26 protein-coding genes are annotated in these 24,458 nt (G+C 62.3%); 11 read left to right on the top strand and 15 right to left on the bottom strand.

The window, feature by feature from the left end:
- Positions 1-202 precede the first annotated feature (202 nt).
- Positions 203-1,102 carry an RNA polymerase sigma factor RpoH gene (gene rpoH, locus BLT98_RS26205; protein WP_170846504.1) on the top strand — a complete coding sequence of 300 codons (900 nt, stop codon included), beginning with the start codon at positions 203-205 and terminating at the stop codon, positions 1,100-1,102.
- Between the two features lie 90 nt (positions 1,103-1,192).
- On the opposite strand, the gene BLT98_RS26200 is transcribed toward rpoH, so the two are convergent.
- A complete protein-coding gene (locus BLT98_RS26200) occupies positions 1,193-1,459 on the bottom strand; it encodes a hypothetical protein (RefSeq protein ID WP_034784922.1) in 267 nt (88 codons plus the stop codon).
- Between the two features lie 179 nt (positions 1,460-1,638).
- Here BLT98_RS26200 and BLT98_RS26195 point away from each other — a divergent pair, with 179 nt between their 5' ends.
- Positions 1,639-2,091 carry a hypothetical protein gene (locus BLT98_RS26195; protein ID WP_092612939.1) on the top strand — a complete coding sequence of 151 codons (453 nt, stop codon included), beginning with the start codon at positions 1,639-1,641 and terminating at the stop codon, positions 2,089-2,091.
- Here BLT98_RS26195 and BLT98_RS26190 read toward each other — a convergent pair.
- Positions 2,088-2,435, bottom strand: a complete 348-nt coding sequence (locus BLT98_RS26190) for an antibiotic biosynthesis monooxygenase family protein (RefSeq protein ID WP_092612936.1) — start codon at positions 2,433-2,435, stop codon at positions 2,088-2,090. The genes BLT98_RS26195 and BLT98_RS26190 overlap by 4 nt on opposite strands.
- The gene (locus BLT98_RS26185) at positions 2,432-3,559 is read right to left on the bottom strand and encodes a cytochrome P450 family protein (RefSeq protein WP_092613093.1); all 1,128 of its coding nucleotides are present in this window, start codon (positions 3,557-3,559) and stop codon (positions 2,432-2,434) included. Before BLT98_RS26185 ends, BLT98_RS26190 begins: the two co-directional genes overlap by 4 nt.
- Before the next feature lie 76 nt (positions 3,560-3,635).
- On the opposite strand from BLT98_RS26185, the gene BLT98_RS26180 reads away from it, so the two are divergent.
- From BLT98_RS26180 to BLT98_RS26160, 5 genes are all read left to right on the top strand, one after another.
- A complete protein-coding gene (locus BLT98_RS26180) occupies positions 3,636-4,334 on the top strand; it encodes an ArsR/SmtB family transcription factor (protein WP_092612933.1) in 699 nt (232 codons plus the stop codon).
- Positions 4,335-4,473: 139 nt separating this feature from the next.
- Positions 4,474-5,328, top strand: coding sequence for a DUF3667 domain-containing protein (locus BLT98_RS26175; protein ID WP_244517722.1), 855 nt, complete (start codon positions 4,474-4,476; stop codon positions 5,326-5,328).
- Positions 5,329-5,404: 76 nt separating this feature from the next.
- Complete coding sequence (locus tag BLT98_RS26170) at positions 5,405-6,136, top strand: ABC transporter ATP-binding protein (protein ID WP_092612929.1); 732 nt, start codon at positions 5,405-5,407, stop codon at positions 6,134-6,136.
- Positions 6,133-8,454, top strand: coding sequence for a type II CAAX endopeptidase family protein (locus tag BLT98_RS26165; protein ID WP_092612926.1), 2,322 nt, complete (start codon positions 6,133-6,135; stop codon positions 8,452-8,454). The genes BLT98_RS26170 and BLT98_RS26165 overlap by 4 nt, the downstream gene beginning before the upstream one ends.
- Positions 8,455-8,526: 72 nt before the next feature.
- Positions 8,527-10,179, top strand: a complete 1,653-nt coding sequence (locus BLT98_RS26160; protein ID WP_170846503.1) for a patatin-like phospholipase family protein — start codon at positions 8,527-8,529, stop codon at positions 10,177-10,179.
- A gap of 70 nt (positions 10,180-10,249) precedes the next feature.
- Here BLT98_RS26160 and BLT98_RS26155 read toward each other — a convergent pair whose 3' ends face one another.
- The 5 genes from BLT98_RS26155 to BLT98_RS26135 all read right to left on the bottom strand — a co-directional run bounded on the left by BLT98_RS26155 (position 10,250) and on the right by BLT98_RS26135 (position 13,973).
- The gene (locus tag BLT98_RS26155; protein ID WP_034784905.1) at positions 10,250-10,468 is read right to left on the bottom strand and encodes a hypothetical protein; all 219 of its coding nucleotides are present in this window, start codon (positions 10,466-10,468) and stop codon (positions 10,250-10,252) included.
- A 204-nt stretch (positions 10,469-10,672) separates the two neighbouring features.
- Positions 10,673-11,254 (bottom strand): TerD family protein, encoded by a 582-nt coding sequence (locus BLT98_RS26150; RefSeq protein WP_034784902.1) that lies wholly within the window; start codon positions 11,252-11,254, stop codon positions 10,673-10,675.
- Between the two features lie 39 nt (positions 11,255-11,293).
- Entirely contained in the window at positions 11,294-11,989 is a 696-nt protein-coding gene (locus BLT98_RS26145; protein WP_070258816.1) for a TIGR00266 family protein, read from the bottom strand.
- Between the two features lie 197 nt (positions 11,990-12,186).
- Entirely contained in the window at positions 12,187-12,762 is a 576-nt protein-coding gene (locus BLT98_RS26140; RefSeq protein WP_034784897.1) for a TerD family protein, read from the bottom strand.
- 131 nt (positions 12,763-12,893) lie between these two features.
- On the bottom strand, positions 12,894-13,973 hold the full coding sequence (locus BLT98_RS26135) for a DUF475 domain-containing protein (RefSeq protein WP_092612920.1): 1,080 nt from the start codon (positions 13,971-13,973) through the stop codon (positions 12,894-12,896).
- Positions 13,974-14,088: 115 nt separating this feature from the next.
- Between BLT98_RS26135 and nhaR the strand changes: the two genes are divergently transcribed.
- On the top strand, positions 14,089-14,985 hold the full coding sequence (nhaR, locus tag BLT98_RS26130) for a transcriptional activator NhaR (protein WP_070258811.1): 897 nt from the start codon (positions 14,089-14,091) through the stop codon (positions 14,983-14,985).
- Here nhaR and BLT98_RS26125 read toward each other — a convergent pair whose 3' ends face one another.
- Positions 14,986-16,005: a serine hydrolase domain-containing protein gene (locus tag BLT98_RS26125; protein ID WP_092612917.1), complete on the bottom strand. Its 1,020-nt coding sequence runs from the start codon at positions 16,003-16,005 to the stop codon at positions 14,986-14,988. It lies immediately after the preceding gene.
- Positions 16,006-16,186: 181 nt separating this feature from the next.
- Here BLT98_RS26125 and BLT98_RS26120 point away from each other — a divergent pair, with 181 nt between their 5' ends.
- Together BLT98_RS26120 and BLT98_RS26115 are read left to right on the top strand one after the other, a co-directional pair.
- Positions 16,187-17,521 carry an MFS transporter gene (locus BLT98_RS26120; protein WP_034784889.1) on the top strand — a complete coding sequence of 445 codons (1,335 nt, stop codon included), beginning with the start codon at positions 16,187-16,189 and terminating at the stop codon, positions 17,519-17,521.
- A gap of 120 nt (positions 17,522-17,641) precedes the next feature.
- Entirely contained in the window at positions 17,642-18,982 is a 1,341-nt protein-coding gene (locus BLT98_RS26115; RefSeq protein ID WP_034785374.1) for a hemolysin family protein, read from the top strand.
- Here the strand turns inward: BLT98_RS26115 and BLT98_RS26110 are convergent, their stop codons facing one another.
- Genes BLT98_RS26110 through BLT98_RS26085 form a run of 6 tightly spaced genes read right to left on the bottom strand, consistent with a single transcriptional unit; the run spans position 18,983 to position 24,148 of the window.
- Complete coding sequence (locus tag BLT98_RS26110; RefSeq protein ID WP_034784887.1) at positions 18,983-20,059, bottom strand: AI-2E family transporter; 1,077 nt, start codon at positions 20,057-20,059, stop codon at positions 18,983-18,985.
- Between the two features lie 42 nt (positions 20,060-20,101).
- Positions 20,102-20,695 carry an SCO family protein gene (locus BLT98_RS26105; protein ID WP_092612914.1) on the bottom strand — a complete coding sequence of 198 codons (594 nt, stop codon included), beginning with the start codon at positions 20,693-20,695 and terminating at the stop codon, positions 20,102-20,104.
- Positions 20,692-21,591, bottom strand: a complete 900-nt coding sequence (gene cyoE / locus BLT98_RS26100; protein WP_092612912.1) for a heme o synthase — start codon at positions 21,589-21,591, stop codon at positions 20,692-20,694. Before cyoE ends, BLT98_RS26105 begins: the two co-directional genes overlap by 4 nt.
- On the bottom strand, positions 21,592-22,761 hold the full coding sequence (locus BLT98_RS26095) for a COX15/CtaA family protein (RefSeq protein ID WP_034785373.1): 1,170 nt from the start codon (positions 22,759-22,761) through the stop codon (positions 21,592-21,594). It abuts the gene before it with no gap.
- A gap of 18 nt (positions 22,762-22,779) precedes the next feature.
- A complete protein-coding gene (locus BLT98_RS26090; RefSeq protein WP_092612909.1) occupies positions 22,780-23,409 on the bottom strand; it encodes an SCO family protein in 630 nt (209 codons plus the stop codon).
- The gene (locus BLT98_RS26085; RefSeq protein ID WP_092612906.1) at positions 23,390-24,148 is read right to left on the bottom strand and encodes an SURF1 family protein; all 759 of its coding nucleotides are present in this window, start codon (positions 24,146-24,148) and stop codon (positions 23,390-23,392) included. Before BLT98_RS26085 ends, BLT98_RS26090 begins: the two co-directional genes overlap by 20 nt.
- A gap of 36 nt (positions 24,149-24,184) precedes the next feature.
- Here BLT98_RS26085 and BLT98_RS26080 point away from each other — a divergent pair, with 36 nt between their 5' ends.
- Positions 24,185-24,385 carry a twin transmembrane helix small protein gene (locus tag BLT98_RS26080; protein ID WP_034748996.1) on the top strand — a complete coding sequence of 67 codons (201 nt, stop codon included), beginning with the start codon at positions 24,185-24,187 and terminating at the stop codon, positions 24,383-24,385.
- The last annotated feature ends 73 nt before the right edge of the window (positions 24,386-24,458 follow it).

The following is a 24,458-nucleotide window of genomic DNA, read 5'->3' as shown; positions in this document are numbered from 1 at the left end:
TCGATTAAATGTGCTGATTGGCACTCTCAAGCAGAGAGTGCTAATATAGGGACATACCAACAGCAGAACCGCCATGGACGCCAGATCAAGATGGTGCCGCGATCTGCAAAGTGCAAGACCGAATACGCAAAAACGAAGATACGAGCTGCCACGTCGCGTGACGTGGCCAACTGGAACAAAGCAAGACTACGAGGGAGAAAACATGACTATGATGTCCGCAACGTCCGCATTGGTTCCGACCAAAAGTAATGCGCTGGGCCTCGGGTTCACTGGCAATCTGGGCAATATCGACGCCTATATTTCGGCCGTGAACCGCCTGCCCATGTTGACCCATGACGAAGAAATTTCGCTGGCAACACGCCTGCGTGAAAAAAATGACCTGGCCGCCGCGCAAGAACTGGTGCTGTCGCACCTGCGCCTGGTGGTCTCAATTGCCCGCGGCTACCTGGGCTATGGCTTGCCGCACGCCGACCTGATTCAGGAAGGCAATATCGGCTTGATGAAAGCCGTGAAGCGTTTCGATCCGGACCAGGGCGTGCGCCTGGTGTCGTACGCCATGCACTGGGTGAAAGCCGAGATGCACGAGTACATCCTGAAAAACTGGCGCCTGGTCAAGGTCGCGACGACGAAGGCGCAGCGCAAGCTGTTCTTCAACCTGCGCAGCCACAAGACGGGCCTGGACGCGATGACGCCAAAGCAGATCGATGCGCTGGCCAAGCTGCTCGACGTGAAGCGCGAAGAAGTGATCGAGATGGAAACCCGCTTGAGCGGCCGCGACATCGCGCTGGAATCGCCGACCGACGATGAGGACGACAAGTTTTCGCCGATCGCCTATCTGTCGTCGGAGCAAAGCGAGCCGACCAAGGTACTGGAAGCGGAACAAGTGACGCGTCTGCAATCGGAAGGCCTGGAAACGGCACTGTCGAAGCTGGACGCCCGTTCGCGCCGCATCATCGAAGCGCGCTGGCTGGCCAACGACGACGGCTCCGGCGCCACCCTGCACGCGCTGGCAGAAGAGTTCGGCGTATCGGCCGAACGCATCCGCCAGATCGAAGTGGCGGCGCTGAAAAAAATGAAGGGCGCCCTGGCCGCCTACGTGTAATCGCAAGCAATGCCGCAATGCAAAAGGCGCCGCAAGGCGCCTTTTAGTTTTATAACTTGATATTTATCAACAGATAAACATTGTCAGCCCTTACGCTGCAGCCAAGCCCTTGGTGATCAGCTCGGCGACCAATTCATTCAGATCCGCGCCACGTTCCTTGGCCAGGGTCTGCAATTGCAAGACCAGATCGCTGTTCAGCTTGACGGCGAATGGCACCAGGCCCAGGGCCTGATCGCGCTTGCGCTGCTCGCGGCGGTCGATGACCACCGCTTCCTTACCGAATGCACCGGCGCCGGGAACATTCATCTTTCCCATCAGTTTCTTGGCATCGCTTTTGGCCAGGTCGGTTTTTTTCATGGTTGTTTCCTGATTTTCAAAACAGCCATTCTACGCAGTAATCGGCGCGCCGCGTGGCTGGCGCATCAATTCACCGGCAGCACGCCAATAGTGCGCCGTAAAAATATCATTTTGTTACTATCATTTTCATCCCACGCGTGAACAAGCACGCCGGGGACGCTCCACCTGAAAGGAAAAACATGCATTATCTGACCCGCTCTTACCGTACCGTGCTGCTTCCCCTGTTCTTCGCCTGCCTGGCCGTGCTGGCTGGCTGCGGCGCGGCCGGCAGCGCTGGCGACGCGGAAAACACGCCGCGCAGCGTCACCCACGTGCTGTCGCCGGGCGAACAGGTGGCCATCACGGCCACCGACACCCTGAAACTCGAACGTGTCAACGACAGCCGCTGCCGCAAGGGCGCCGTGTGCGTGTGGAAAGGCTACGTCAGCTACAGTTTCAGTTTGCTCAATAGCGCAGGCGCCACGGACATCGTCTTGTCCGACTCCATGCCCGGCGCCGCCAGTTCCGTCACCGTCAACCACCTGACGTTTACCCTGCTCGACGTCGATCCGGCCACGCCGCCCGCCCTGAATGCGGCCGAGCCCACGTACCGGGTCAAAGTGAAAATCACGCAGGGCGCACTGCCACGCTAAACGCTGTGGCGCCGCCGGCTGTCGGCCGGCGCCTGCTGCCGGTCCAGCATGCCGTAATCGCGCACGACGGTGGCAATGCGCAGCCGGTAGTCGTCAAACACGCCCTGCCGGCCAGCCGTTTGCGCCGCGCGGTGCGCTTCCAGCTGCCGCCATTGCGCCAGCGCCGCCTCGTCGCGAAAGAACGATAGCGACAGCAATTTGCCTGGCTCGCTCAGGCTGCTGAAGCGCTCGATGGAAATGAAACCGTCCACTTCATCGAGCAAGGGACGCAGCGCGGCGGCCAGGTCCAGATACTGCTGGCGCCCTTCCGCGCCGGGCCAGACTTCGAAAATCACGGCAATCATTTCATTTCTCCCAGGCTAAAAACAGGGATGCGCGCGTTCAGCGACGGCAGATAACGCCACGCCAGCGGCATGCGGTCCAGCCCGTCGGCCCACGCCTGCAGGCAAGCCGTGGCGATGGCCTGCGCGATGCACTGGCCCGGACAAATGTGGCGGCCATGGCCAAAGCCGCACTCCGCATGGCCGGCGCTGGCCAGCACGACGACGATCATCTGCCCGGCCGGCACGCGCACGCCATTGAACTCCACGTCTTGCGCCGTGTAGCGGCGCGTGTTGTGGATGGAGGGGTCATGCCGGCTAACTTCGCGCAGCAGGGCTGGGCACAGCCGGGGTGCGGCACGCACTTGCGTGGACCACTGCGGTTGCGTGCGCAAGGCAACTATGGCATTGCCCAGCAAGCCGGCCGTGGCGTCGCAGGTCTGCGACAGCAGACCCACGAGGTTGGCCAGCACGCCGCCCGAAGCTCGCCAGCCCCGGGCATCCGCCTCGGCCACGACATTGGCCAGCAAGCTGCCGGGCAATGCATCCGCCTCGCGCAGCAACACGATAAAACCTTGCAGCAAGGCGTCGGCTGCCACTTGCGCACCGGCCAGTTGTTCTCCATTACTCAACGGTGACAGGCAGGCGACGAAATCGCGCGTCCAGGCGGCCAGCGCCGGCCATTGCGCTGGCGCAAAACCCAGCAAGTCCGCCATGGCAAACAGGGGCAGTTCGAACAGCGCGCCGTTCAATTGCGCTGCGCTGTCCGGCACGCGGTCGCTGGCCATGCGCAATGTCCGCGCCTGCAGGTGCGCCAGGTCCACCTGTCCCAGCGAACGCGCCAGCACCTGCTTCGGCACGGCATGCCGTTCGCCTTCATTCATGCGCACCAATTCCCCAAAAATCGCACCGCACGGCGTGCCCGCCAGGGTATCCGGCACGGGCTGGCCGGGCGGGCGCACGCGGCAATCGGGATGCTCGAGCACGGCGCGCACGCCGGCCGCGCCCGTCGCCAGCCAGCAGTCGAGCCGCGCATCGAAACGCAGCGGCGGGCCGTCCGCCAGGCGGCGATAGTAGTCATACGGCGCCGCGTGGGTAAGGGCTGAAAAAGGGTCGGCGGGGTCGATAACAAAGTCGGCGAGCGGCATGCGCATTCCATTGCAGTGAGGTGGGGACACGAGTATGCTGCCCCTTCCACCACAACACTTCGCCCTGGAACGAATCATGGATGACAAGCTTGCCTCGGCCGACATGGGACTGGCGCAACTGGCCGGCGCCATCGCCGAACCGGCCCGCGCGCGCATGCTGTGCAGCCTGCTCGACGGCCATGCGCGCACGGCCACGGAACTGGCGGCGCTGGCCGAGGTGGGCGCCTCGACGGCCAGCGCCCATCTGGCGCGCTTGCGCGACGATGGCTTGCTGTCGATGCTGGCGCAGGGCAAGCACCGCTATTACCGCCTGGGCAGCGCGGAAGTGGGCCAGGCCCTCGAAGCGCTGCTGGTGGTGGCCGGCGTGGCGGCAACGCCGTTTACGCCCACCACGCCGGACCGCTTGCGCCATGCGCGCACCTGCTACGACCACATGGCCGGCACGGTGGCCGTCGCCCTGCATGACCAGTTGCAAGCGCAAGGCTGGCTGCTGGACGATGGCGGCGAAGGCGAGTATCGGCTGTCGGCAGAGGGCGCGGCCGGCATGGCGGCCCTGGGCATCGACGTGCCGCAATTGCAGCGCCAGCGCCGCCGCTTCGCCTGTGCCTGCCTGGACTGGAGCGAACGGCGCGCCCACCTGGGCGGCGCGCTGGGGGCGGCCATCCTGCAGCTGGCCCTGCGCCAGCGCTGGGCCGAACGCGAACTCGACAGCCGCGCCCTGCGCCTCACGCCGGCCGGTGAACGGCGCCTGCTGGCCGCCTTCGGTGGCGCCTGACCGGCGCAGGATTTTGTATCTCGGAAGCAACTAGAACGCAAAAAAATGCGCTTTTATCATTCTTTTCATTCATCATATGCTGCGCCCTTGAGCGATCATCTTTACCTTTCGGCCATGGAAAGAGTCCATCTTGAAAACAGTGTCATCCAGCACGCGTCCCGCCAGCACCTGCCATAACTGCAATACCGATGCGCCAGGCAACTTCTGCAGCGCCTGCGGCCAAACGACTACCCTGCACATGCCCAGCGCGCGCGAATTCCTGCATGAATTCGTCGCCCATTATGTGGCGCTTGAAGGCAAGCTCTGGCGTACCCTGGCCCTGCTGCTGTTCCACCCAGGCGCACTCAGTAATGAATACCTCGCGGGACGCCGCGTGCGCTACGTCGAGCCGCTGCGCGTCTACCTGACCTTCAGCATCCTGTTCTTTGCCATCCTCAAGTTCAGCAGCCCCGGCGTGTTCCTCACCGTCCACGACCAGCAAGCCCAGGTAGGCGCCCATGGTCCCCGCCACATTGCGGAAAACAAGACATCGACCATGCAGGTCAGCATTCTGGGCCAGACGCCCACCCTGCCGCGCCAATGGCAAGACTTTGAGCAACTGCCCACGGCCGAGAAACAAAAACTCGTGGTGGAAAGCTTTTTTCATTACGCGCCGTATGCCATGTTTTGCCTGATGCCGCTGTTCGCCCTGTTCCTGAAAATCCTTTACCTGGGCAGCGGACGCCGCTATGGCGAGCATTTCCTGTTCGCCTTGCATACGAATGCCTTCGCCTTCATCACGATGACGCTGATGATCCTGATCCCCGTCGACCTTGTCCGCCTCGTGCTCGGCGCCTGGCTGCTGGCCTATCTGCCCTGGGCCATGTGGCGCGTGTATCCAAGCGGCAAACTCGCCACCGTCTGCCGCTGGCTGTTATTGATGGTCGCCTACAGCCTCGCCATGAGCCTGGCGATCCTGGCCTGCATCGCCATCGGCGTGATGCTGCGGCATTAAGTTACGCCACTAAGGGACGCTCTGGCGGCGCCGTATCAGGCTATCATCCTGCACGCTATCTTTTTTGGGATGCACGATGATCAGCTTCGAAGGTTTGTCCAAACAGTACGGCGCGTTCGAGGCCGTCAAGCCGCTGACCTTGCAGGTAGGAAAAGGAGAGGTCTTCGGCTTCCTGGGCCCGAACGGGGCGGGAAAAACCACCACCATCCGCATGCTGATGGGCATCCTCGTGCCCAGCGCCGGGCGCGTGCTGGTCGATGGCCTCGATTGCCACCGCGATGGCGCCGCCTTCAAGCGCAAGGTGGGCTACCTGCCCGACAATCCCATCTTTTACGATTATTTGCGCGGCCGTGAAATCCTGCAATTCGTGGCCGAAATGCATGGTTTTTCGCGCACGGAAGCGGCCGCCCGCGCGGCGCGCCTGCTGACGGAATTCGGCCTGGACGAAGCGAGCGAGGATTTCGCCGTCAATTACTCGCTGGGCATGAAGAAAAAACTGGGCCTGGCATGCGCGCTGATCCACGATCCGGCCGTGCTGATCCTCGATGAACCGATCAACGGCCTCGACCCGCGTGCCTCGCGCGACGTGCAGGAACGCTTGCTGCGCCGCGCCGCCGCCGGCGCCACCATCTTCGTTTCCACGCATTTGCTCGATATGGCGCAAAAGCTGTGCAGCCGGGTCGCCATCATCCACCGGGGCGCCCTCGTCGCCACGGGCAGCCTGGACGATATCCGCCAGCAGTTGTCCAGCGATGGCAGCCTGGAAGAGCTCTTCTTGCAACTCACCGATGAAACGTCGACGGCATGACACCGGTGCCGCCCACCGCTTGGCGCGCCGTCTGGCTGCTGACCCGCTTGCGCCTGCAGCGCCTGCTCAACATCAGCGGCCGGGGGCTTTCCTTCAAGAAAAACAGTAAAAGCCGCCCCGCCACGCCGGGCAAGCGCGGCGGACGCTGGCTGCTGGGCGCGCTGCTATTGCTGCCCATGCTGTTTTCCTTTGGCAGCATCGCCCGCCACAGCGTGCTGAACATGCATTGCTTGCTGGACCAGGTCGCCGCCTGCCAGGCGCGCGGCAGCCTGCACACGGACAGCGGCCTGCTCGACCCCGTCATCACGCAACTGATGGCCACGCCGTTCAGCGCGACGCTGATCGGTGGCCTGACCCTGCAGCTGGGGCTGTTGTGGCTGGTCAGCGTCCTGCTGCCGCTGGGCATGGGGGAACTATCGAAGCCGGACTGGGACTTGGAATGGCTGGTCACCCTGCCCGTCAGGAAAAGCACTCTGCTATGGGCGCGCGTGCTCGAACGCACGCTCGTCAATCCGGCCGGCTTGCTGGCCCTGTGGCCCAGCACGACCGTCATCGCCTGGTATTCGGGCCAGGGCTGGTTTTCGCCACTGTCCGGCCTGCTCGCCAGCCTCGTCCTGCTGGCCCTGGCCGCCATGCTGCGCACCCTGGTCGACACGGGTTTGCGCCTGTCGCTCACGCCATCCCGGCTGGGCAATCTGCAGGCAGTGATTTCGCTGGCCGGGCTGTTGCCCATGTATATGGGCATGTCCTTCGGCATGGGCACGGGCGGCTTCGCGTATGCCTGGGCGGCAGCCATGCCCGCCTGGAGCGGCTGGACGCCGCCGGGCCTGCTGCTGCGCCTGCTCAATGCCGATGGCGTGGCCGCCTTGCTGCCTGCCGTCCTGCTGCTGGCGCAATGCCTGTGCTTGATGCTGCTGGGCATGGCCATCCTGCGCCGCCAGTTGCGCCATGGCGTCGTGGGCGCAGGCCAGCGCGAAGCCGCGCGCAAGCCGGCAGCTGCGCCATCGCCCACGCAGCGGTGGCGCCTGCGCATCGGCACGGCGATCCAGCGGCGCGAGCTGACGTTGCTCTTGCGCGACCGCAATTTTCTCGTGCAAGCCCTGCTGATGCCCTTGCTGATCCTCGGCGGGCAGGCCCTGTTTACGGGCCAGGTGCGCGACGTGCACGCGCTGCTGGCCAGCCCCGTCTTGCTGGCCTCCACCGGCTTTTTCCTCGGCACCTATGTGCTGCTGATGTCGGCCTTCCAGACGCTGAACAAGGAAGGCGGCGCGCTGTGGCTGCTGTACACGTTTCCCGTCTCCATCGAACAGGCGCTGCGGCAAAAGGCGCAGTTGTGGGCCATGCTGGCCCTGCTGTATCCTTTGATACTGTTCGGTGCGGCGCTGGCCTGGCTGCCCGCGTGGTCGTGGCAGACGGCGGGCCTGATGCTGCTGGCCTTGGCCGGTATCCCCTTGTATGCGCTGATCGCCGTGGCGCTGGGCGTGTTTGCCAGCGACCCGCTGGCCACGGAAACCACGGCAAAGGTGCGCCCCACGTATATGTACCTGTATTTGCTGCTCACCGGCCTGTACATCGCCGCGCTGGCCGCCGGCAGCCTGGTGCAGCAACTGGTGTTTGTCGTGTTCACGGGCGCGCTGGCCGTGGCCCTGTGGCAAAAGGCGCGCGACGCGCTGCCCTGCCTGCTCGATCCCGCCGCTTCGCCGCCAGCGAGAATAGCGGCGGCCGATGGCCTGATCGCCGCCATGCTGTTTTTCATCTTGCAGACACTTTCCTTGATCTTGCTCAAAGGGAGCAGTGCGACGCCGCTGGCGCAGCTGGCCATCGCCTTCGGCGCGGCCGGTGCGCTCACGTATGCGCTGCTGCGCCTCGTCTACTGGCGCGCCAGGACGGCCGGCGTGCCGCGCATCGGACAGGGCCGCCAGCCGTGGCGCCGGGGAGTCGCGGGCGCCTGTGCCGCGGTGCTGTTCAGCATCGGCTGCGCGGCCCTGTTGCCGCAGCCCGCTGCACCATTGATGCAGATCAATAGCGACGGACTGTGGCTGCTGGCCGTGGGCGTGCTGGCCGCGCCCCTGTGCGAGGAATTCATCTTCCGCGGCTTGCTGCAGGGCGGCTTGCGCCGTTCTCTGCCCGCCTGGCAAGCGATCGGCATCGCCGCCGCGCTGTTTGCACTCGTGCATCCACCGGCCGCCATGCTGCCCGTCTTCGTGCTGGGCCTGTGCACGGGCATCGCATACGAGCGCAGCGGCGCGCTGCTGGCGCCCATGCTCACACACGCGCTCTACAATGCCGCCATGCTCGGCTATCAGATGAATAGCTGATTGTTGCCGGGTTTGCTAGAATCCCACACGTTTCCGTCCGTATCCCAACCAATGACTACGCACAGATCACGCATGAATCCACGCTTGTTCGTCCCATTTATCCTCGTTGCGCTGCTGAGCGGCTGCACGGTACTCGCCCTGCGCCCCAACCGCGGCGTCGAAAACCGCACGTTTACCGTGCAGGAAACCCCGCGCCTGCGCATCGACGCGCCCAAGGCGCGCATCCAGAATCCCATGCCGAATGACCACTTCATCGGCATCGCCCTGTCCGGCGGGGGCAGCCGCGCAGCCAATTTCTCGGCTGCCTCGCTGGAACAGCTGGAACAGTTCGGCCTCGTCAGCGGCGCCTCGGCCATTTCCGGCGTGTCGGGCGGCGCCATCGCGGGCGGCTACTATGCACTGCATGGCAAGCAGACGGACTGGCCCTTGCTGCGCAGCAAGCTGAAAACGGATTTCTTTGGCCAGACCATCTTGAAACCCGCCAACCTGACGACGATGTTGTTGACGAACAAGACGCGCACCTCGTTCCTGTCCGACGTGCTCGACGATGTGCTGTACGACAAGAAAACCTACCAGGACTTGCCGCACGACGGCCCCATCTTCCTGGCCAACGCAACGGACGCCACCGATGGCGGCAAGCGCGTGGTGTTTTCCTACGAGTATTTTTACAGCACCCTGCATTCGCCGATCCAGGATATCCGCCTGGCCACGGCCGTAGCCACCTCGGCCGCGTTTCCCGGCGTGTTCGATTCCGTCACCTTCGAGCGCTTCCGCCCGAAAAACAGTTTCGTGCCGGAACTCGGCTCCGAATCGCGCGAATCACCGTCGTACGTGCATTTGTTCGATGGCGGCGCGGCCGACAACCTGGGCGTGGAAACCCTGTGGGACGTGGCCCTGACACAGCTGTACGGCAACGACATGGCCGTCGTGCCGCCGCGCCTGAACAGCAAGCCATTCATCCTCCTTTCCATCGATGCCAACGCGCCCAATTCCAGCGCCGTGTTTGAAAAGATGTCGGACGAGCGCCAGCCGCTGGACCGCATCTTCAACAAGAATATCTACGATGCCGTCGACGCCCTGTTCTCGCGCCAGCGCAAGGAAAACCTCGTCAAGATGGGCTTTGGCCAAGCCCGCTTCGATACCATCACGCATGAAAACTTTGGCGACCTGAGCCAGAAATTCGTGAAGGGCAAGCGCACCTCGGCCTTTGCCATTCCCGTGCTGTGCCGCCCCCACCTGGGCCAGTACCGCTGCGAAGTCGATGCGGCCGATCCCTTGCCCGGCCAGATCCGCACGCGGCTGGAAGGCTTTGCCTGGCATATTTCCATCGACCAGATCGCCTCATTGGCGCTGCGCCTGGCCAGCGAAGACGTGCACGTCGACAGTGCGCGCAAGGAAGAGCGCGCCGCCCTCGTCAAGCTGCAACGCCTGGCCACGCAAACGAAAACCCATCTGAAGCTGACGGGTCCGGAAAATTGCAGCCCGGAAGTACTGCAATCGGCCCTGTACAGCGCCGCGCGCGTGCTGATCCTCGACGACGAAGAATCGCGCTTTGCCCTGTGCGACTACATGCTGGCGGGCCAGCTGATCAATGACGACACCGTCTGCAAGCAGCGCTATGTGCACGCCGTGCCCCGCTTTGCCATCGAAAGCGAAGATTTGCAGTACCGCAACCTGAGTTCGGACGGCAATTCCGTGAACGTGCCGATACGCTGCAAGAAGTGAGCGCCCACAAAAAAGCCCGCACGATCGCTCGTGCGGGCTTTAGCGCAAGGATTCCAAGCGCCCGGCTGATCTAGATCAACCGACTACGCCTGCGCATGTAGCTGCGGCTTAACGCACCTTCCAGTTCCTGCTCCGTTTTATGCTGGTTCACCGTGTACAGGGCCCACAGGGCCGCCGGCGCCCAGCCGATCACAGTGCACTGCAAGATCAAGGCGGCGGCACCGGCCAGCGGGCGCCCCAGCATGAAAAACGTGAGACACGGAAGTAGCAAGGCTATCAGCAATCGCATCACGACATACTCTCCTTCAATATAGAGCAGCGGACAAGGGCCGGTATCCGGTCCGTCCCCCGCCCGCTGCGTACTGCTCCTTAATAAAGTCTGGCAAAATCGTCGCGAGCGAATGCGAGTTGCAGCCGAGAAGCGCAGCTGTGCGAATGCACAGTGAGCATCACAGGCCGCAAATCGCGGCGCGCAGCAGATTTGGCCAGACCTTTATAGATGCACGGAAATCTGGGGCATTAAGTCGTCAAACGTGCGACCGTTGCCGTTTTCTCCGATGGCGTGCATCTTCCATTCGCCGTTATGGCGGTACAGCTTGGCCATGATCTGTGCCGTGTGGGAACCTTGCACAGACAGGTTGAAACGCGCGACTTCCTGGTTATTGCTGGCATTCAAGATGCGGCAATAAGCGTTTTCCACCTGCGAGAAGTTCTGGCCAGTAAAGCTGTTGACGGTGAAGACCAGGCTTTTCACGTTCGCCGGCACTTTCGACAGATCGACATTGATCTGTTCGTCGTCGCCATCTCCCGCGCCCGTGCGGTTGTCGCCCGTGTGGACGATGCTGCCGTCCTTGCTTTTCAGCTGGCGGAACCAGACAATGTCGGACGTGCTCTTGTTCTCATCGAACATGACGCACGACGCGTCCAGGTCGACGGCTTCCGTCTTCGAACCGAAACCGAGGAAACCCTTGGTCTTGGCCGCATCCCAGCCCAGGCCCATGGTGATACGGGTCAGGGTGGTACCAGCTTCTTTGTCCAGAGAAATCTTCTGGCCTTTGCTCAAATTGACAGACATACGCATTGCTCCTGTTTGGTTGGTTGCATCAACTGCTAACTACGCCGGCTTGCTTTGGGTCCAGGCGAGGAAGGCCGCGCGGTTGCGCGAACACACGAGGATTTTTCCCGTGCCTGAAAACTTCAGTACCATGCCCTCGCCGCTGGTCTGGCTATTGATCAGGTTACCCAGAAAGCCGCCGCTGCTGCCGGTCGTCATGGAAATTTCGTATTGCAGGCGGTTGTCCCAGCATACGACGTGCGAGTTATCGATCACCACGTCCTTGCCAGGCGTCACTTCCAGTATCGACATCGCGCCAAAACCGGACACCGCCAACTGGCCGCTGCCTGCCGTCTCGGTGATGAAAAAACCACCGCTCTGGGCAAACAGCGCATTGCCAAGGCTTTGCGTGCGCACCTTCAATTCCACGCCAGACGTGGCCGCCACGAAAGCGCCGTCGCTGATCATGTATTGTTGGGCGCCAACCTCGAGCACCCGCATCGCGCCAGGCAAGGTGGGCGACAGCAAGCAATCGCCATCGCCCCGCATGGCCTCGATATGCTGCTGAAAGAACGATTCCCCGTTGGCAAAGGTGCGCATCAGCGCGGCGCCTATGCCGCCGGTCATCTTGCCTTTCAGCTCAAGATTGGTTTCCATCATCACCATCGCGTTGGATTCGCAATAAATCTTCTCGCCCTTGGCAAGCGACACATGCAGGAACGGATCGACGTCCCCGGTAATACTAAAAACTGGCATCTGACTGTTCCTTCCTCAACGATGATGATGGTCGGGCTAAACCGCCCTTACTACAGAATAACGGTGCCGCACAAAACCGTAGCGAGCGGATGTGATTTGTGGCCGAGAAGCGCAACCGTACTTTAGTACGGGGGCGCCGAGCCGGTGAGCATCGCCGGCCGCAAAGCGCACCGCGCAGTAGGTTTGGTGTGGCTACCTTACACGCCGACGCCAAAAGAGGCGGCGAGTGGGCCCAGGCCGCCTTTATAGCCCTGGCCGATGGCCTTGAATTTCCAATCGGCGCCATTGCGGTAGATTTCGCCGAAGACCATGGCCGTTTCCGCCGAACCGTCTTCCGACAGGTCGAAGCGGGCGATTTCCGTGTTGCCATTGGCATTCACGCAGCGTACATACGCCTTCGATACCATACCAAAGTTTTGCTTGCGCGCTTCGGCATCGTGAATCGTGACGCAGACGGCGATCTTGTCGATCTCGGCTGGCACGGTGGCCAGGTCGACGATGACGGTTTCATCATCGCCATCGCCGGCGCCGGTGGTGTTGTCGCCCGAGTGGGTGACGGAACCGTCGCTCGATTTCAGGTTGTTATAGAAAATCATGTCGACGTCGGCGCGAACCTTGCCGTCGGCCTTCAACAGGAACACGGAACCGTCGATGTCGAACGCGGCGCCATCGGTGGCGCGGGCATCCCAGCCCAGGCCGATGATCATCTTCGAAATGCCAGGGGCTTCCTTGCTCAGGTTGACGTTGCCGCCTTTTTGCAGACTGATTGCCATGATGTATTTCTCCTATGTGGGTTGTATATGACCAAACACCTGGCGTCCTCCACCGGCCTGACTCCCCAGGCCGGCGGCGACGCTTGCTACAACTTGCCGACAAACCGGTGTAGTCGTTTGCCGCGCATTCTTTACACTGCTGCTGCCTTGGCCGGTTCCAGCGCTTCCGCCTGGCCTTCTTCAAGCGCCATCCTGCGCTTGTAGCGGATCGACGACCACAGCGAGGCGAGAATGAAGGCCACCCCGATCAGACCCGTGAATATCTCGGGAATATGGAACTTCATGCTGACCAACATGATCACGGCCAGAATACCGATCGCATAGTGCGCGCCGTGCTCCAGATAAACGAACTCGTCGAGCGTGCCCTTGCGGACCAGGAACACCGTCATCGAGCGCACGAACATCGCGCCGATAGCCAGGCCCAGCATGATGATCACGACATCCTTGGTGATGGCAAACGCGCCGATCACGCCGTCAAAGCTGAACGAAGCATCGAGCACTTCCAGGTACAGGAAGCCGCCAATACCGCCGCGCTTGACGATGTCGCCCACGTTGCCGTCGCCGTTATCGCCTTCCAGCAAGCCGCTGACCACATCGACGCCCACGTAGGTCAAGATACCCCACAGGCCGGCCGTCAGCACCACCAGTTTCTGCCCTTCTTCGATCATCGACAGGCTGGCCATCAGGGTGCCCAGCGCGATCATCACGGAAATCGAGGAGATCTTGCCCAGCGCGCCCAGTTTTTCTTCAATACGGCCCAGCCAGTGCGTTTCTTTTTCCGAGTCCAGCAGGAAGTTCAGGAACACCAGCAGCAGGAAGATGCCGCCGAAGGCCGCCACTTCCGCATGGTGATTCGTCAAGTGCATCGAGTACTGTTCAGGATTGCTCAGTGCCAGATTCCATACTTCCATCAAACCCAGGTCCGCCGCTTGCGCCACGATGACCAGCGGGAATACCAGACGCATGCCGAAGACGGCGATGATGATACCGACGCCCAGGAACAGGCCCTGCCAGAACTTGTCCCAATTCTTCAGCACCGAAGCATTGACCACCGCGTTGTCGAACGACAGCGAGACTTCCATCACGCCCAGGATCACCGCGATACCGAGCGCCGCCAGCATCGTCTGCACGCCACCGTGCGTGTAACCCCACCAGGCGGAAATGCCCAGACAGATAAATGTCACTAGAAATGACACTCTGAAATGTTTCATCGATAGTTCCCCTTTATCCAAATTCAATGGAACGTAGTATAGGGACGTGTGACACATTTAAAAATAGAAGATAATAGAAGCATTACTTCGTAAAAACAGAAGATAGGACTGCGCGATGAAAACCACGGGCTTCAATTACCGTCATTTGTACTTCTTTTGGGTGGTCGCCAAGGAAGGTGGTGTGACGCGCGCGGCCGAGCGGCTGGGACTGGCCGTGCAAACCATCAGCACGCAGCTGGCCTTGCTGGAAAAGGAACTGGGCAAGTCGCTGCTGCAGCCGCAGGGACGGCGCCTGGTGCCGACGGAAGCGGGCCGCCTGGCGCTCGGCTACGCGGACCAGATTTTCCTGCTGGGCGAACAGATGCAGGAAGCGCTGGCCGACACCGACGCGGAAAAGATGCGCCTGACGGTAGGCATTTCCGACTCGCTGCCGAAACTGATGGCGTATCGCATGCTCGACGCCACGCGCAGCCTGGACAAGCCCGTCAAGCTCGTGTGCCTGGAAGATGAATTCGAATCCTTGCTGGCCGACCTGGCCCTGCACAAGCTGGACCTGGTCTTGACGGACCGTGCCGTGCCGGCCGGCGCCAGCCTGCGCGTGTCCAGCCACTTGTGGGGAGAGAGCGCCATGAAGCTGTTCGCCATCCCCGCTCTGGCCGAGCGCTACCGCGAGGATTTCCCGCACCGCCTGAGTGGCGCCCCCTTCCTGCTGCCGGCGCGCAATAACGCCCTGCGCGGGCGCATCGACGAGTGGATGGTGCAGCAAGGCGTGCGCCCCGATGTGGTCGGCGAATTCGAGGATAACGCCATGCTCAACGCGTTCGGCCGCAAGGGCCTGGGCCTGTTCTTCGCGTCCGCCAGCCTGGCCGCCGACATCGAGGAGCAATTTGGCGCCGTGCTGGTCGGCGACGCCTCGTCCCTGCGCGAGCAGTTTTACGTCATCTCGAACGAGCGCAAGATCATGCACCCGGCACTCGATGTCATATTGGCAGCCGTGCCGAGCCGACACTGATCAGTCGCCCAGGTCGGCAGCGATGGCCGCCAGCCAGGCCGCCTGGTCCGGCTCGCAACTGTCCACATTCGCCAGCTGGATCACGGACAGGCCCGCCTCGGGCACGCGCAGCAGCAAGGCCCGGAAACCCCACAGTCCGCCGTCATGGAACACCACCGTGCGTCCGCCATGTCCGATTTGCTCCAGCCCGTAGCGGTAGGACCAGCTCAGGCCATCGGGGCCCGGCGTTTCCGCCAGCTGCGCGCGCACCAGGCTGGACGGATCGCGGTACTGGCGCTGCCAGTCGCGCTCCCACAGGGCCAAGTCGTGCAGCGAGGCATACACGCCGCCGTCACCGACCGTATTCGCATTGCCCAGGTGCTGGCGATAACCGCCCGCCTGCGCGGGATCAACGCTATAACTGCGCACGCGCTGGGGCATGACAGCTTGCCGGTCGACATCGAAGGCCGTGGCGTGCATGCCCAGCGGCGCGAACAGGCGTTCGCGCGCCTGCGCCGCCAGCGGCTGGCCGGCGAGCGCTTCCACCAGCTTGGCCAGCAAGATGTAATTGCAATTGCTGTAGGCATGCGCGCTACCGGGCGGAAATGTCAGATCCTCCATCCGCGCGATCAGGCGCAGCAGCAGCGCATTGTCAAAATAATCGCTGTCGTGGCGGCCCAGCTGGCATGCCAGGTAATCGAAATAATCGGGAATGCCGCTGGTGTGATTCAACAATTGACGCACCGTGATGACGGCGCCGAACTGGCGCACTTCGGGCAGATGGGGCGCCACGTCATCGTCGAGGCCGATGGCACCCTGGCGCACCAGGTCGAGCACGCAGGCGGCCGTGAATTGCTTCGATTCCGACGCCAGGTAGTAGCGCGACTGCGCCGTCAGGGGCACGCCCAGTTCCAGACACGCCAGGCCATGATGCAGTTCCAATAAGGTCTCGCCGTCGCGCTGGATCAGCGCGCTGAAACCGGGACCGTGCGCCGGCAGACTGGCTTGCAAGGCAAGAAAGTGGCTGAGAAGATTTTTCATGGCGCGATCTTAGCATGCAGGCAAGATTACTTTTGCGCCACATTCATTAGTTAATCCGATAAATCCATTCGAAAATAACGTTTGAATAATCAATCAAAAGCGATTGTAATAAAGCCTGAGACAAACACGCGCCCGTCCCTCGCCGGCAGGGCGCGATCACCATAAAAACAGGAGCGACACCATGTCCACGGCAGGCACGACGATCGATATTCCAGATCTCATCAATAACAACAAGATCGGCTCCTTCCAGATCGGCATGCTGATCCTGTGCGGGCTGTGCGTCATCATGGATGGCTTCGACGTGCAGGCCATGGGCTATGTGGCGCCCGCCATCATTGCCGACTGGCATGTGAGCAAGGCTAACCTGGGCCCCGTGTTCGGCGCGGGTCTCCTGGGCATGCTGGTCGGCTCGCTCGTCTTCAGCATCACGGCCGACAAGTTCGGCCGCCGCCCCGTGCTGATCGGCTCGACCATCTTCTTTTCGCTGTGCATGCTGGTCACGCCGCTGGCCACCACCATCGAGCAATTGCAGCTGATCCGTTTCATCACGGGCCTGGGCCTGGGCGCCGTGATGCCGAACGCCATGGCGCTGGCCGGCGAATACAGCCCCCTGCGCAAGAAAGTCACCCTGATGATGCTGGTCTCGTGCGGCTTTACCCTGGGCGCCGTGCTCGGCGGTTTATTGTCCGCCGCGCTGATTCCCGCATTCGGCTGGCAATCCGTGTTTTACGTGGGCGGCGTGGTGCCGCTCGCCATCGGCGTGCTGATGTTCTTCCTGCTGCCGGAATCGATGCAATTCCTGGTGCTCAAGAAACGCAAGCTGGATAAAGTCGCCAAGTGGCTGAAACGCATCGACCCGACGGTCACCATCACGGCCGACACGCAATACCTCGTGCACGAGAAAGAGCACAAGGGTGCGCCCGTGCTGCAATTGTTTACGGGCGGCCGCGCAAAGATGACGATCCTGCTGTGGGTCATCAACTTCATGAACTTGCTCAACTTGTATTTCCTGTCCAACTGGTTGCCGACGATTGCCAAGGAAGCGGGCTTGTCCACGGCCAACGCCGTGCTGGCCGGCACGGCCCTGCAAGTGGGCGGCACCATCGGCACCCTGGTCATGGGCCAGCTGATCGACCGCTCCAGCTTCCGCCGCATCCTGCTGCCATGCTTCCTCGTCGCCGCCGTGGCGATTGCCCTGATCGGCCGTCCGGACGTCTCGCTCGCTTTCCTGTTCATCACGATCTTCATCGCCGGTTTTTGCGTGGTGGGCGGCCAGCCGGCCGTCAACGCCCTCGCGGCCAGCTACTATCCGACCACCCTGCGTTCGACGGGCATCGGCTGGAGCCTGGGCATCGGGCGCATCGGCTCCATCATCGGTCCCGTGCTCGGTGGCGAGCTGATCCGCCTGAACTGGCCCAACAGCACGATTTTCCTCGTCGTCGCCATTCCCGCCATCGTCTCGGCCGTCATGGTGTTTGCCATGCGCGGCGGGCCGCAAACGGCGGCCAAAGGCTGAACAAGCGTGAAAAACCTGCCGCGCCCGCACGCCTGCACGGGCGGCGAGCGCGGCTAAATTAGGCTATGGCGCCCTTCGTCGTTTAAGATGTCGTTTTTACAGCCCATCTTCAGCGCCCCCATGCACAATGTCTTGCTAGTCCTGCTCGCCCTCTTCCTGGTCGCGCTGAACGGTTTTTTTGTTGCCGCCGAATTTGGCATCGTCACCTTGCGGCGCACACGCATCCGCGCCATCGCCAAGACACAGGGATTGCGGGGCCGCATCCTGGCCAAGGTGCATGGCCAGCTGGACGCCTACCTGTCCGCCTGCCAGCTGGGCATCACTCTCGCTTCGCTGGGCCTGGGCTGGGTCGGCGAACCGGCGTTTGCCGGCTTGCTCGAACCGCTGTTCGGCGCCATCGGCGTCACCTCGCAAGAGCTGATCCACGGCGTCTCGTTTGTCGTTGCCTTCAGCGTGATTTCCTTCCTGCATATCGTCGTGGGCGAACTGGCGCCCAAATCGATGGCCATCCGCAACCCGGAAGCCGTCGGCCTGTGGAGCGCGATTCCCCTGTACGGTTTTTACTGGGCCATGTATCCGGCCATCTACCTGCTCAACGCCAGCGCCAACTGGGTGCTGCGCATGGCGGGCCTGTCCGGCAAGGGCGGCCACGACGCCCATTATTCATCCGAGGAATTGAAACTGATCCTGCGCACCAGCCAGCCGGGCGAGAAATTCACGCGCGACGAGCGCAACATCCTGGCGCAATCGCTTGATTTCGAACAGATGACGGTGTCGGACCTGATGCGCCCGATCAATGAAGTGATCGCCCTGCACGCTTCAAACACCCTGGAAGAAAACCTCGACACGGTGCTGCGCAACCGCTTCAGCCGCTACCCGTATTTCGACATGAATGAAGACGACGTGCTGGGCGTGGTGCACTTGAAAGACCTGTTCTTTGCCCAGCAGGCAGGCAAGCCGATCACCTCGCTCACGCCGTTTCTGCGTCCCGTCGACATCATTTCCGCGCGCACGCCGGCGCTGGAACTGTTCCGCCGCTTCCGCGACGGCGCGCCCCACTTCGCCCTGATCGGCGAAAAGGGCAAGCGCCCGCTGGGGTTCATCACTCTGGATAACTTGCTCGGCGCCATGGTCGGCGAAATCCGCGATGAATTCCGCCGCAATGAAAACGACTGGCTCAAGCAAAGCGACGGTACCCTGATCGGCAAGGCCAGCCTGCCCATCTTCTCGCTCGAACGCATCCTCGGCATCGATATCGAAAACGAGGAACTGGGGCTGGACGACGTGGAATCGGTGGGCGGCTTGATCATGGTCAAGCTGGGCGACATTCCGAAGCAGGGCCAGCGCATCACCTTTGTCGACTTCGACATCGTCGTCAAGAAGATGAACGGGCCCCGCATCGTGCTGATCAAGGTGATTCCGAAGCAGGAACGGGACCTCGACGCGGACTTGCGCGACTGATTACTTCTTGCTCGTCAGGGTATCTTTTCCCTGCGGCACAGTGGTCTCGCCCACCGTCCACGTTTGCAGCAAGCTGTACAGTACCGCCAGCAGGGTCGGGCCGATGAAAATGCCGACGAAGCCGAAGGCCAGCACGCCGCCCAGCACACCGAGCAGCACCAGCAGGAAGGGCAGGCTGCTGCCGCGGCTGATCAGCATGGGCTTGACCACATTGTCCACGCCGCTGATCAGCAAACCGCCCCACACCAGCATGAAGATGCCCCAGCCCGTCTGGCCGTCATTGAACAGCCAGATGGCGGCGCCGCCCCAGATCAGCGGCGGCCCCACGGGAATCAGCGAAAAGATGAAGGTGGCCACGCCCAACAGCGCCACGGCCGGCACGCCGGCAATCAGGAAACCCACCACGGCCACCAGGGCTTGCGCCAGCGCCGTGCCCAGCAAGCCGTACATGACGCCGCGCACGGTGCGGCTGATGGTCAGGCCCACGCCGGGCGCGCTGTCGCCGATGATGCGGCCGGCGCCCGTCATCAGGGCACGGCTCAGCTGCTGGCCATCGCGGTAGAGGAAGAAGCTGACGAACACGGCCAGGCTGGTCTGCGCCAGGCCCGTGCCCAGCAGGATGCCGCCGGAAGCGAGGAAATGGCGCGCCGGTTCCAGCATCGTCTTGCCCAAATTCAATAATTCCTCGCGGTCAGCCAGCAGGCGCTCCACGTAGCCAGCGATGGTTTCGCCCACCACGGGAATGCTGGCCAGCCAGGCAGGCGGATGCAGGCCGCCCGACTCCAGCGCCGTGCGCAACTGTTCATAGATGCGCGACACATTGTCGGCCAGGTTGTAGGTGACGAGTGCCAGCGGCAGCACGATGACCAGGATCAAGGACAGGGTCATGATGGCGGCCGCCCAGTTGCGCCGGCCTTTCAGGCGTTCGAGCAGCAGCAGATACAGGGGCCAGCTGGAAATGCCCACGCAGGCGGCAAACAGCATGGCGGCGAGGAAGGGCCGCAAGACGAAAAAGCAGCCGATCAACAAAAAGATGATGGCTGCCAGGCGGGCGTGCGGCTCGAAACGTTTATCCATGTACTGCGTATCCTGAAGATGGCGCCCGGGGGCGCGATCAGGTCAGGATAGCAGAAGTTTAAGATCGTGCGCGATGGCGGCAGGCTTTTCGCCGTGGCGCACGAACAGGCGGATCTTGCCTTCGCGGTCGAAGACATAGGTGCCGGCCATGTGGTCGACCGTGTAGCTCTCGTCCGTCTCGCCCTCGACCTTGGCGTAATACACCTTGAATTCCTTGGCTACCTTGGCCGTCGCGGCCGCATCGCCATACAGTCCCACGAAGCGCTTGTCGAAGGCCGGCACGTATTCGGCCAGCAAGGCTTGCGTGTCGCGCTCGGGGTCGACGGTGACGAACAGCACTTGCACCTGGTCCGCCTGCGGGCCCATTTCCTGCATCACCTGCGCCATGTCGGCCATGGTGGTGGGACACACGTCCGGGCATTGCGTGTAGCCGAAGAACATCAGCACCAGCTTGCCCTTGTAGTCGGCCAGGGTGCGCGGATGGCCCGTGTGGTCCGTCAGCGCGAACTCGCGCGCGTAGCCGAGGCCCGTCACGTCCGTGTTCTTGAAGGCCAGCTTTGGCGCGGCAGGCTTGCCGCAGCCGGCCAGGGCGGCGACCAGCGCGGCCGCCAGCAACAGAGTCAGGTATTTTTTCATGATCCCAATGGAATGTAGTGGTCGACCAGCAAGGCCGCGAACAGCAAGGCCAGGTAGATGATGGAAAACGTAAACGCCTTGCGCGCGATCAAATCCGTGTAGTGGCGGTACATCTTCCACGCGTAATACAGGAAGCCGGCGTTGAGCACCACGGCCGAAGCCAGGTAGATCAGGCCGCTCATGCGCACGGCGTACGGCAGCAAGGTGGTGGCGGCCAGCGCGATCGAGTACAGCCAGACGTGGAATTGCGTGAATTTCAAGCCGTGCGTGACGGGCAGCATGGGCAAGCCCGAGCGCGCGTAATCGTCGCGGCGGTACATGGCCAGGGCCCAGAAGTGCGGCGGCGTCCAGACAAAGATGATCAGGACCAGCAGCCACGCCTGCATCGGCACGTCGTTGGCGACGGCGGCCCAGCCCAGCGCGGGCGGCATGGCGCCGGACAGGCCGCCGATGACGATGTTTTGCGGCGTCGCGGGTTTGAGCACCATGGTGTAGATCAGGGCATAGCCGACAAAGGTGACAAAGGTCAGCCACATGGTCAGCGGATTGACCAGGTGATACAGGATCGCCATGCCCAGGCCGCCGATCACCAGCGCGAATACCACCGTCTGTTTCACCGTGATGTCGCCCATGGCCATCGGGCGGCGCGCCGTGCGGGCCATGCGCGCGTCGATTTCGCGCTCGGCCAGGCAATTGACGGCAAACGCGGCGCCGGCCAGCAGCCAGATGCCGATGGTGCCGAACACCACCGCGTGCCAGTCCGGCAACTCCTCGCTGGCCAGGAACATGCCGATGACGGCGCAAAACACGGCCAGTTGCGTCACGCGGGGCTTGGTCAGCGCCCAATACTGGGCGATGCGGGGGGATGGTTTACGGCTGATGGTCTGAGTAGTCATTTATGCGATACGGGAAGGACTGGCTGGTGCCGAGGGCACTGGCGCGGCGGCGGAAGCAGATTTCCGCGCTACATCGAGTTGGAATTTAGCCTTGTAGTTTAACATGGTCAGCAATAAGACGAGCAGCGCCGCCCCGCCGTTATGCATGACGGCAATCGACAATGGCCAGCTCAGGTAGATGGTCGCCAGGCCCGTGGCCGCCTGCAGTGCCAGCACCAGCGCCACCCAGCGGGCCGTGCCGCGCAAGGACGGCAGTTTCCACGCGCGAAACACCGTGTAGCCGATGCCAGCGAGCACGATGAAGGCGAAATTGCGGTGCACCCAGTGGATGGCCGTCAGCGCGGAAAACGGCAGATAATGGCCGGCGGCCGTCTTGCCCAGCTCGCGCCACAGATGAAAACCATGCTCGAAATCCATCTCCGGAATCACCTTGCCGCCGCACAGGGGGAAATCCGTGCAGGCCAGCGTGGCGTAGTTGGTGCTCACCCAGCCGCCCAGCGCGATCTGCACGGTCAGCAGCACGAGCGAAAAAATCGCCAGCGCGCGCACGGGGCGCAGCACGGCAGCGTCCGCATCGGCGCGCTTGATTGGTGCCACGGCATGGTCCTGGCGTCCGCCCAGCCACGTCAGCATGGCCAGCAAGCCCATGCCCAGCAGCAAGTGGATGGTGACGATCACCGGTTGCAGCTTCAGGGTGACGGTCCAGGCGCCGAACGCGCCCTGCAGGCAGACGAACAAAAACAGCGCCGTCGGCAGCGCGGGAGCGAATTCCTCGCGTTTGCTTTTCTTCCACTGGCGCCACGCCTGCACCATCATCGCCACGATCAAGACGCCGATGGCCATGGCCAGGTAGCGGTGCGTCATTTCAATCCACGCCTTCACCACCGTGACGGGCCCCGTCGGCATCAGGGTTTCCGCCGCCACGATGTGCTCATGCGCGAGGAAAGGATTGGCCGAGCCATAGCAGCCTGGCCAGTCCGGGCAGCCCAGGCCGGAATCGGACAGGCGCGTAAAGCCGCCAAACATGATCAGGTCGACCGTCAGGAAGACGGCGATCCACACGAGCTTGCGGTATTTATTGGCGTCCGCGGACACCCAGACCATGGTCAGCGGCAGCAGCGCCACCAGCAGACCCGTCAAGCCCAGCTGTGCCAGCGCGGAGAGATGCATCGTCGGCATGCAGACTCCTCAACCGATCGCCGAAGCTTTGAGCAGCTTGGCGATGTCTTTCTTGATCTTGTTCGGGTCCGCGTCTTTCGGGAAGCGCATCATCAGATTGCCCAGCGGATCGATCAAATAAAAATGGTCGCTGGTCTTGCCGCCCGGCTCCACGGGCAACCACGCTTTCAAGGCGTCGCTATTAACGCGCAGCATGCTTGTGCCGTCGAATTCGCGCATCACCAGGGTGTCAAGCGGCTGGGCATCCGTCACCAGCCAGACCCGTTCCAGGCGTTCGCGTTCCTTGCCCTGCATGAGGCGCAGTTGTTGCATGTCAAACAATTGCTTCTTGCATGCTTCCTGGCAATCGGATGGCCCCGTTTGCAGCAGCACCCACTTGCCCTTGAATTGCGCCAGCGGTGCCGCCTTGCCGTCCAGTTCCGTCACCTGCAATTGCGCTTCCGGTATCGGGTGCAAACGCGGGTCGATCAGGGCGCCGTAATTGTTGCGGCCCGTGGGCTTGATGATGTAATACGTGAAATACGAGGCGATGATGGGAAACGCGCACACGACAACGACGGCCAGCAATTTCCACCGTCCCGTATTTTGTGCCTGTTTATTGGTGCTGTCTTGCGTTGTGTCAGGGCTGTTTGTTTGCACGTCGAAATCCTGTAAAGACAAAAAATAGAAAGGCCATCAGTGCCAGTGCATACCACTGGAATGCATAGCCGCGGTGCTTGTCGGCGCCCAAGTCGGGCGCCGGCCAGTCGCGCACGGGAAGCTGGCCGGATGCTGGCGCCGTCGCTGAAGGATCCACTGAATCAGCCGTTTGTTCGAGAATAAATGGCTGCAAGGCCAGGACGCTCGCCTGGGCCAGCTGGGCGATATCGGCATTTTGCACGATGGCGTGCGGCGCCAGGGCCGGTGCCGTGCCCAGTTCCATCACATGGCCCGCATTCAGCCGCGCGATGCCGGAAATCGTCACCGTGCCGGCCGGCGTGGCGTAATCGGGAATGCGCGTGCGCTCGGCATTGTTGCGCGGCAACCAGCCCTGCGCCACCAGCACGTGCATGGCAGAACCGTCGATCTGGAATGGTGTGAGCACGTGGAAGCCCGCTTGCCCTTTGTAGGGGCGGTTGTCCAGGTACACGGTCCAGGCGGGCACGAAATGGCCGGTGACGGTGATCCGGCGATATTCGATCGCTTGCGCATCGGCCGGCAGCATGGGCGCGGCCGTCAATGCCAGCGGTGCGGCCAGGTTGCCCGCCTCGAGCCGGGCGGCGCGGGCGACTTTCTCGTCGCCACGGCGCTGCTGCCATTGCGCCAAAGAGCACCCCAGGGCCACCAGTAGCAGCATTACAACAAATGGAATCCATCTAAAATGGAAGCGGATACGCATTACAATGAAACCTCCTCAAGCCAGGCGCTACCATCCATGAAAATCCTCGTTGCCATTGCCTTCATCCTGATTCTGGGCAGCCTGGGCTCGGCCCTGTTCTTCCTCATGCGCGACAAGGGCAAGAGCAACCGCACCGTGCAAGCGCTGGCCCTGCGCGTGGGCTTGTCGATCACCCTGTTTTTGCTGATCCTGCTGGCGCACAAGCTCGGCTATATCCAGCCGACGGGCATACACTAAGCTTCTTGCCTGATTGGCAAATTCTTCAGACTAAGAAAAAAGCCGTACCCAGGATGTCCCGGTACGGCTTTTT

The organism is Janthinobacterium sp. YR213 (assembly GCF_900099875.1).
GTDB lineage: Bacteria > Pseudomonadota > Gammaproteobacteria > Burkholderiales > Burkholderiaceae_D > Janthinobacterium > Janthinobacterium lividum.
The sequence above is the reverse complement of the archived record's forward strand: the minus strand, read 5'-3'. Positions and strand labels throughout refer to the sequence as shown.

Bases quoted from the DNA above. Each gene is read 5' to 3' on its own strand.
- rpoH (WP_170846504.1), top strand. From the start codon at position 203: ATGACTATGATGTCCGCAACGTCCGCATTGGTTCCGACCAAAAGTAAT.
- BLT98_RS26200 (WP_034784922.1), bottom strand. From the start codon at position 1,459: ATGAAAAAAACCGACCTGGCCAAAAGCGATGCCAAGAAACTGATGGGA.
- BLT98_RS26195 (WP_092612939.1), top strand. From the start codon at position 1,639: ATGCATTATCTGACCCGCTCTTACCGTACCGTGCTGCTTCCCCTGTTC.
- BLT98_RS26190 (WP_092612936.1), bottom strand. From the start codon at position 2,435: ATGATTGCCGTGATTTTCGAAGTCTGGCCCGGCGCGGAAGGGCGCCAG.
- BLT98_RS26185 (WP_092613093.1), bottom strand. From the start codon at position 3,559: ATGCCGCTCGCCGACTTTGTTATCGACCCCGCCGACCCTTTTTCAGCC.
- BLT98_RS26180 (WP_092612933.1), top strand. From the start codon at position 3,636: ATGGATGACAAGCTTGCCTCGGCCGACATGGGACTGGCGCAACTGGCC.
- BLT98_RS26170 (WP_092612929.1), top strand. From the start codon at position 5,405: ATGATCAGCTTCGAAGGTTTGTCCAAACAGTACGGCGCGTTCGAGGCC.
- BLT98_RS26165 (WP_092612926.1), top strand. From the start codon at position 6,133: ATGACACCGGTGCCGCCCACCGCTTGGCGCGCCGTCTGGCTGCTGACC.
- BLT98_RS26160 (WP_170846503.1), top strand. From the start codon at position 8,527: ATGAATCCACGCTTGTTCGTCCCATTTATCCTCGTTGCGCTGCTGAGC.
- BLT98_RS26155 (WP_034784905.1), bottom strand. From the start codon at position 10,468: ATGCGATTGCTGATAGCCTTGCTACTTCCGTGTCTCACGTTTTTCATG.
- BLT98_RS26150 (WP_034784902.1), bottom strand. From the start codon at position 11,254: ATGTCTGTCAATTTGAGCAAAGGCCAGAAGATTTCTCTGGACAAAGAA.
- BLT98_RS26145 (WP_070258816.1), bottom strand. From the start codon at position 11,989: ATGCCAGTTTTTAGTATTACCGGGGACGTCGATCCGTTCCTGCATGTG.
- BLT98_RS26140 (WP_034784897.1), bottom strand. From the start codon at position 12,762: ATGGCAATCAGTCTGCAAAAAGGCGGCAACGTCAACCTGAGCAAGGAA.
- BLT98_RS26135 (WP_092612920.1), bottom strand. From the start codon at position 13,973: ATGAAACATTTCAGAGTGTCATTTCTAGTGACATTTATCTGTCTGGGC.
- nhaR (WP_070258811.1), top strand. From the start codon at position 14,089: ATGAAAACCACGGGCTTCAATTACCGTCATTTGTACTTCTTTTGGGTG.
- BLT98_RS26125 (WP_092612917.1), bottom strand. From the start codon at position 16,005: ATGAAAAATCTTCTCAGCCACTTTCTTGCCTTGCAAGCCAGTCTGCCG.
- BLT98_RS26120 (WP_034784889.1), top strand. From the start codon at position 16,187: ATGTCCACGGCAGGCACGACGATCGATATTCCAGATCTCATCAATAAC.
- BLT98_RS26115 (WP_034785374.1), top strand. From the start codon at position 17,642: ATGCACAATGTCTTGCTAGTCCTGCTCGCCCTCTTCCTGGTCGCGCTG.
- BLT98_RS26110 (WP_034784887.1), bottom strand. From the start codon at position 20,059: ATGGATAAACGTTTCGAGCCGCACGCCCGCCTGGCAGCCATCATCTTT.
- BLT98_RS26105 (WP_092612914.1), bottom strand. From the start codon at position 20,695: ATGAAAAAATACCTGACTCTGTTGCTGGCGGCCGCGCTGGTCGCCGCC.
- cyoE (WP_092612912.1), bottom strand. From the start codon at position 21,591: ATGACTACTCAGACCATCAGCCGTAAACCATCCCCCCGCATCGCCCAG.
- BLT98_RS26095 (WP_034785373.1), bottom strand. From the start codon at position 22,761: ATGCATCTCTCCGCGCTGGCACAGCTGGGCTTGACGGGTCTGCTGGTG.
- BLT98_RS26085 (WP_092612906.1), bottom strand. From the start codon at position 24,148: ATGCGTATCCGCTTCCATTTTAGATGGATTCCATTTGTTGTAATGCTG.
- BLT98_RS26080 (WP_034748996.1), top strand. From the start codon at position 24,185: ATGAAAATCCTCGTTGCCATTGCCTTCATCCTGATTCTGGGCAGCCTG.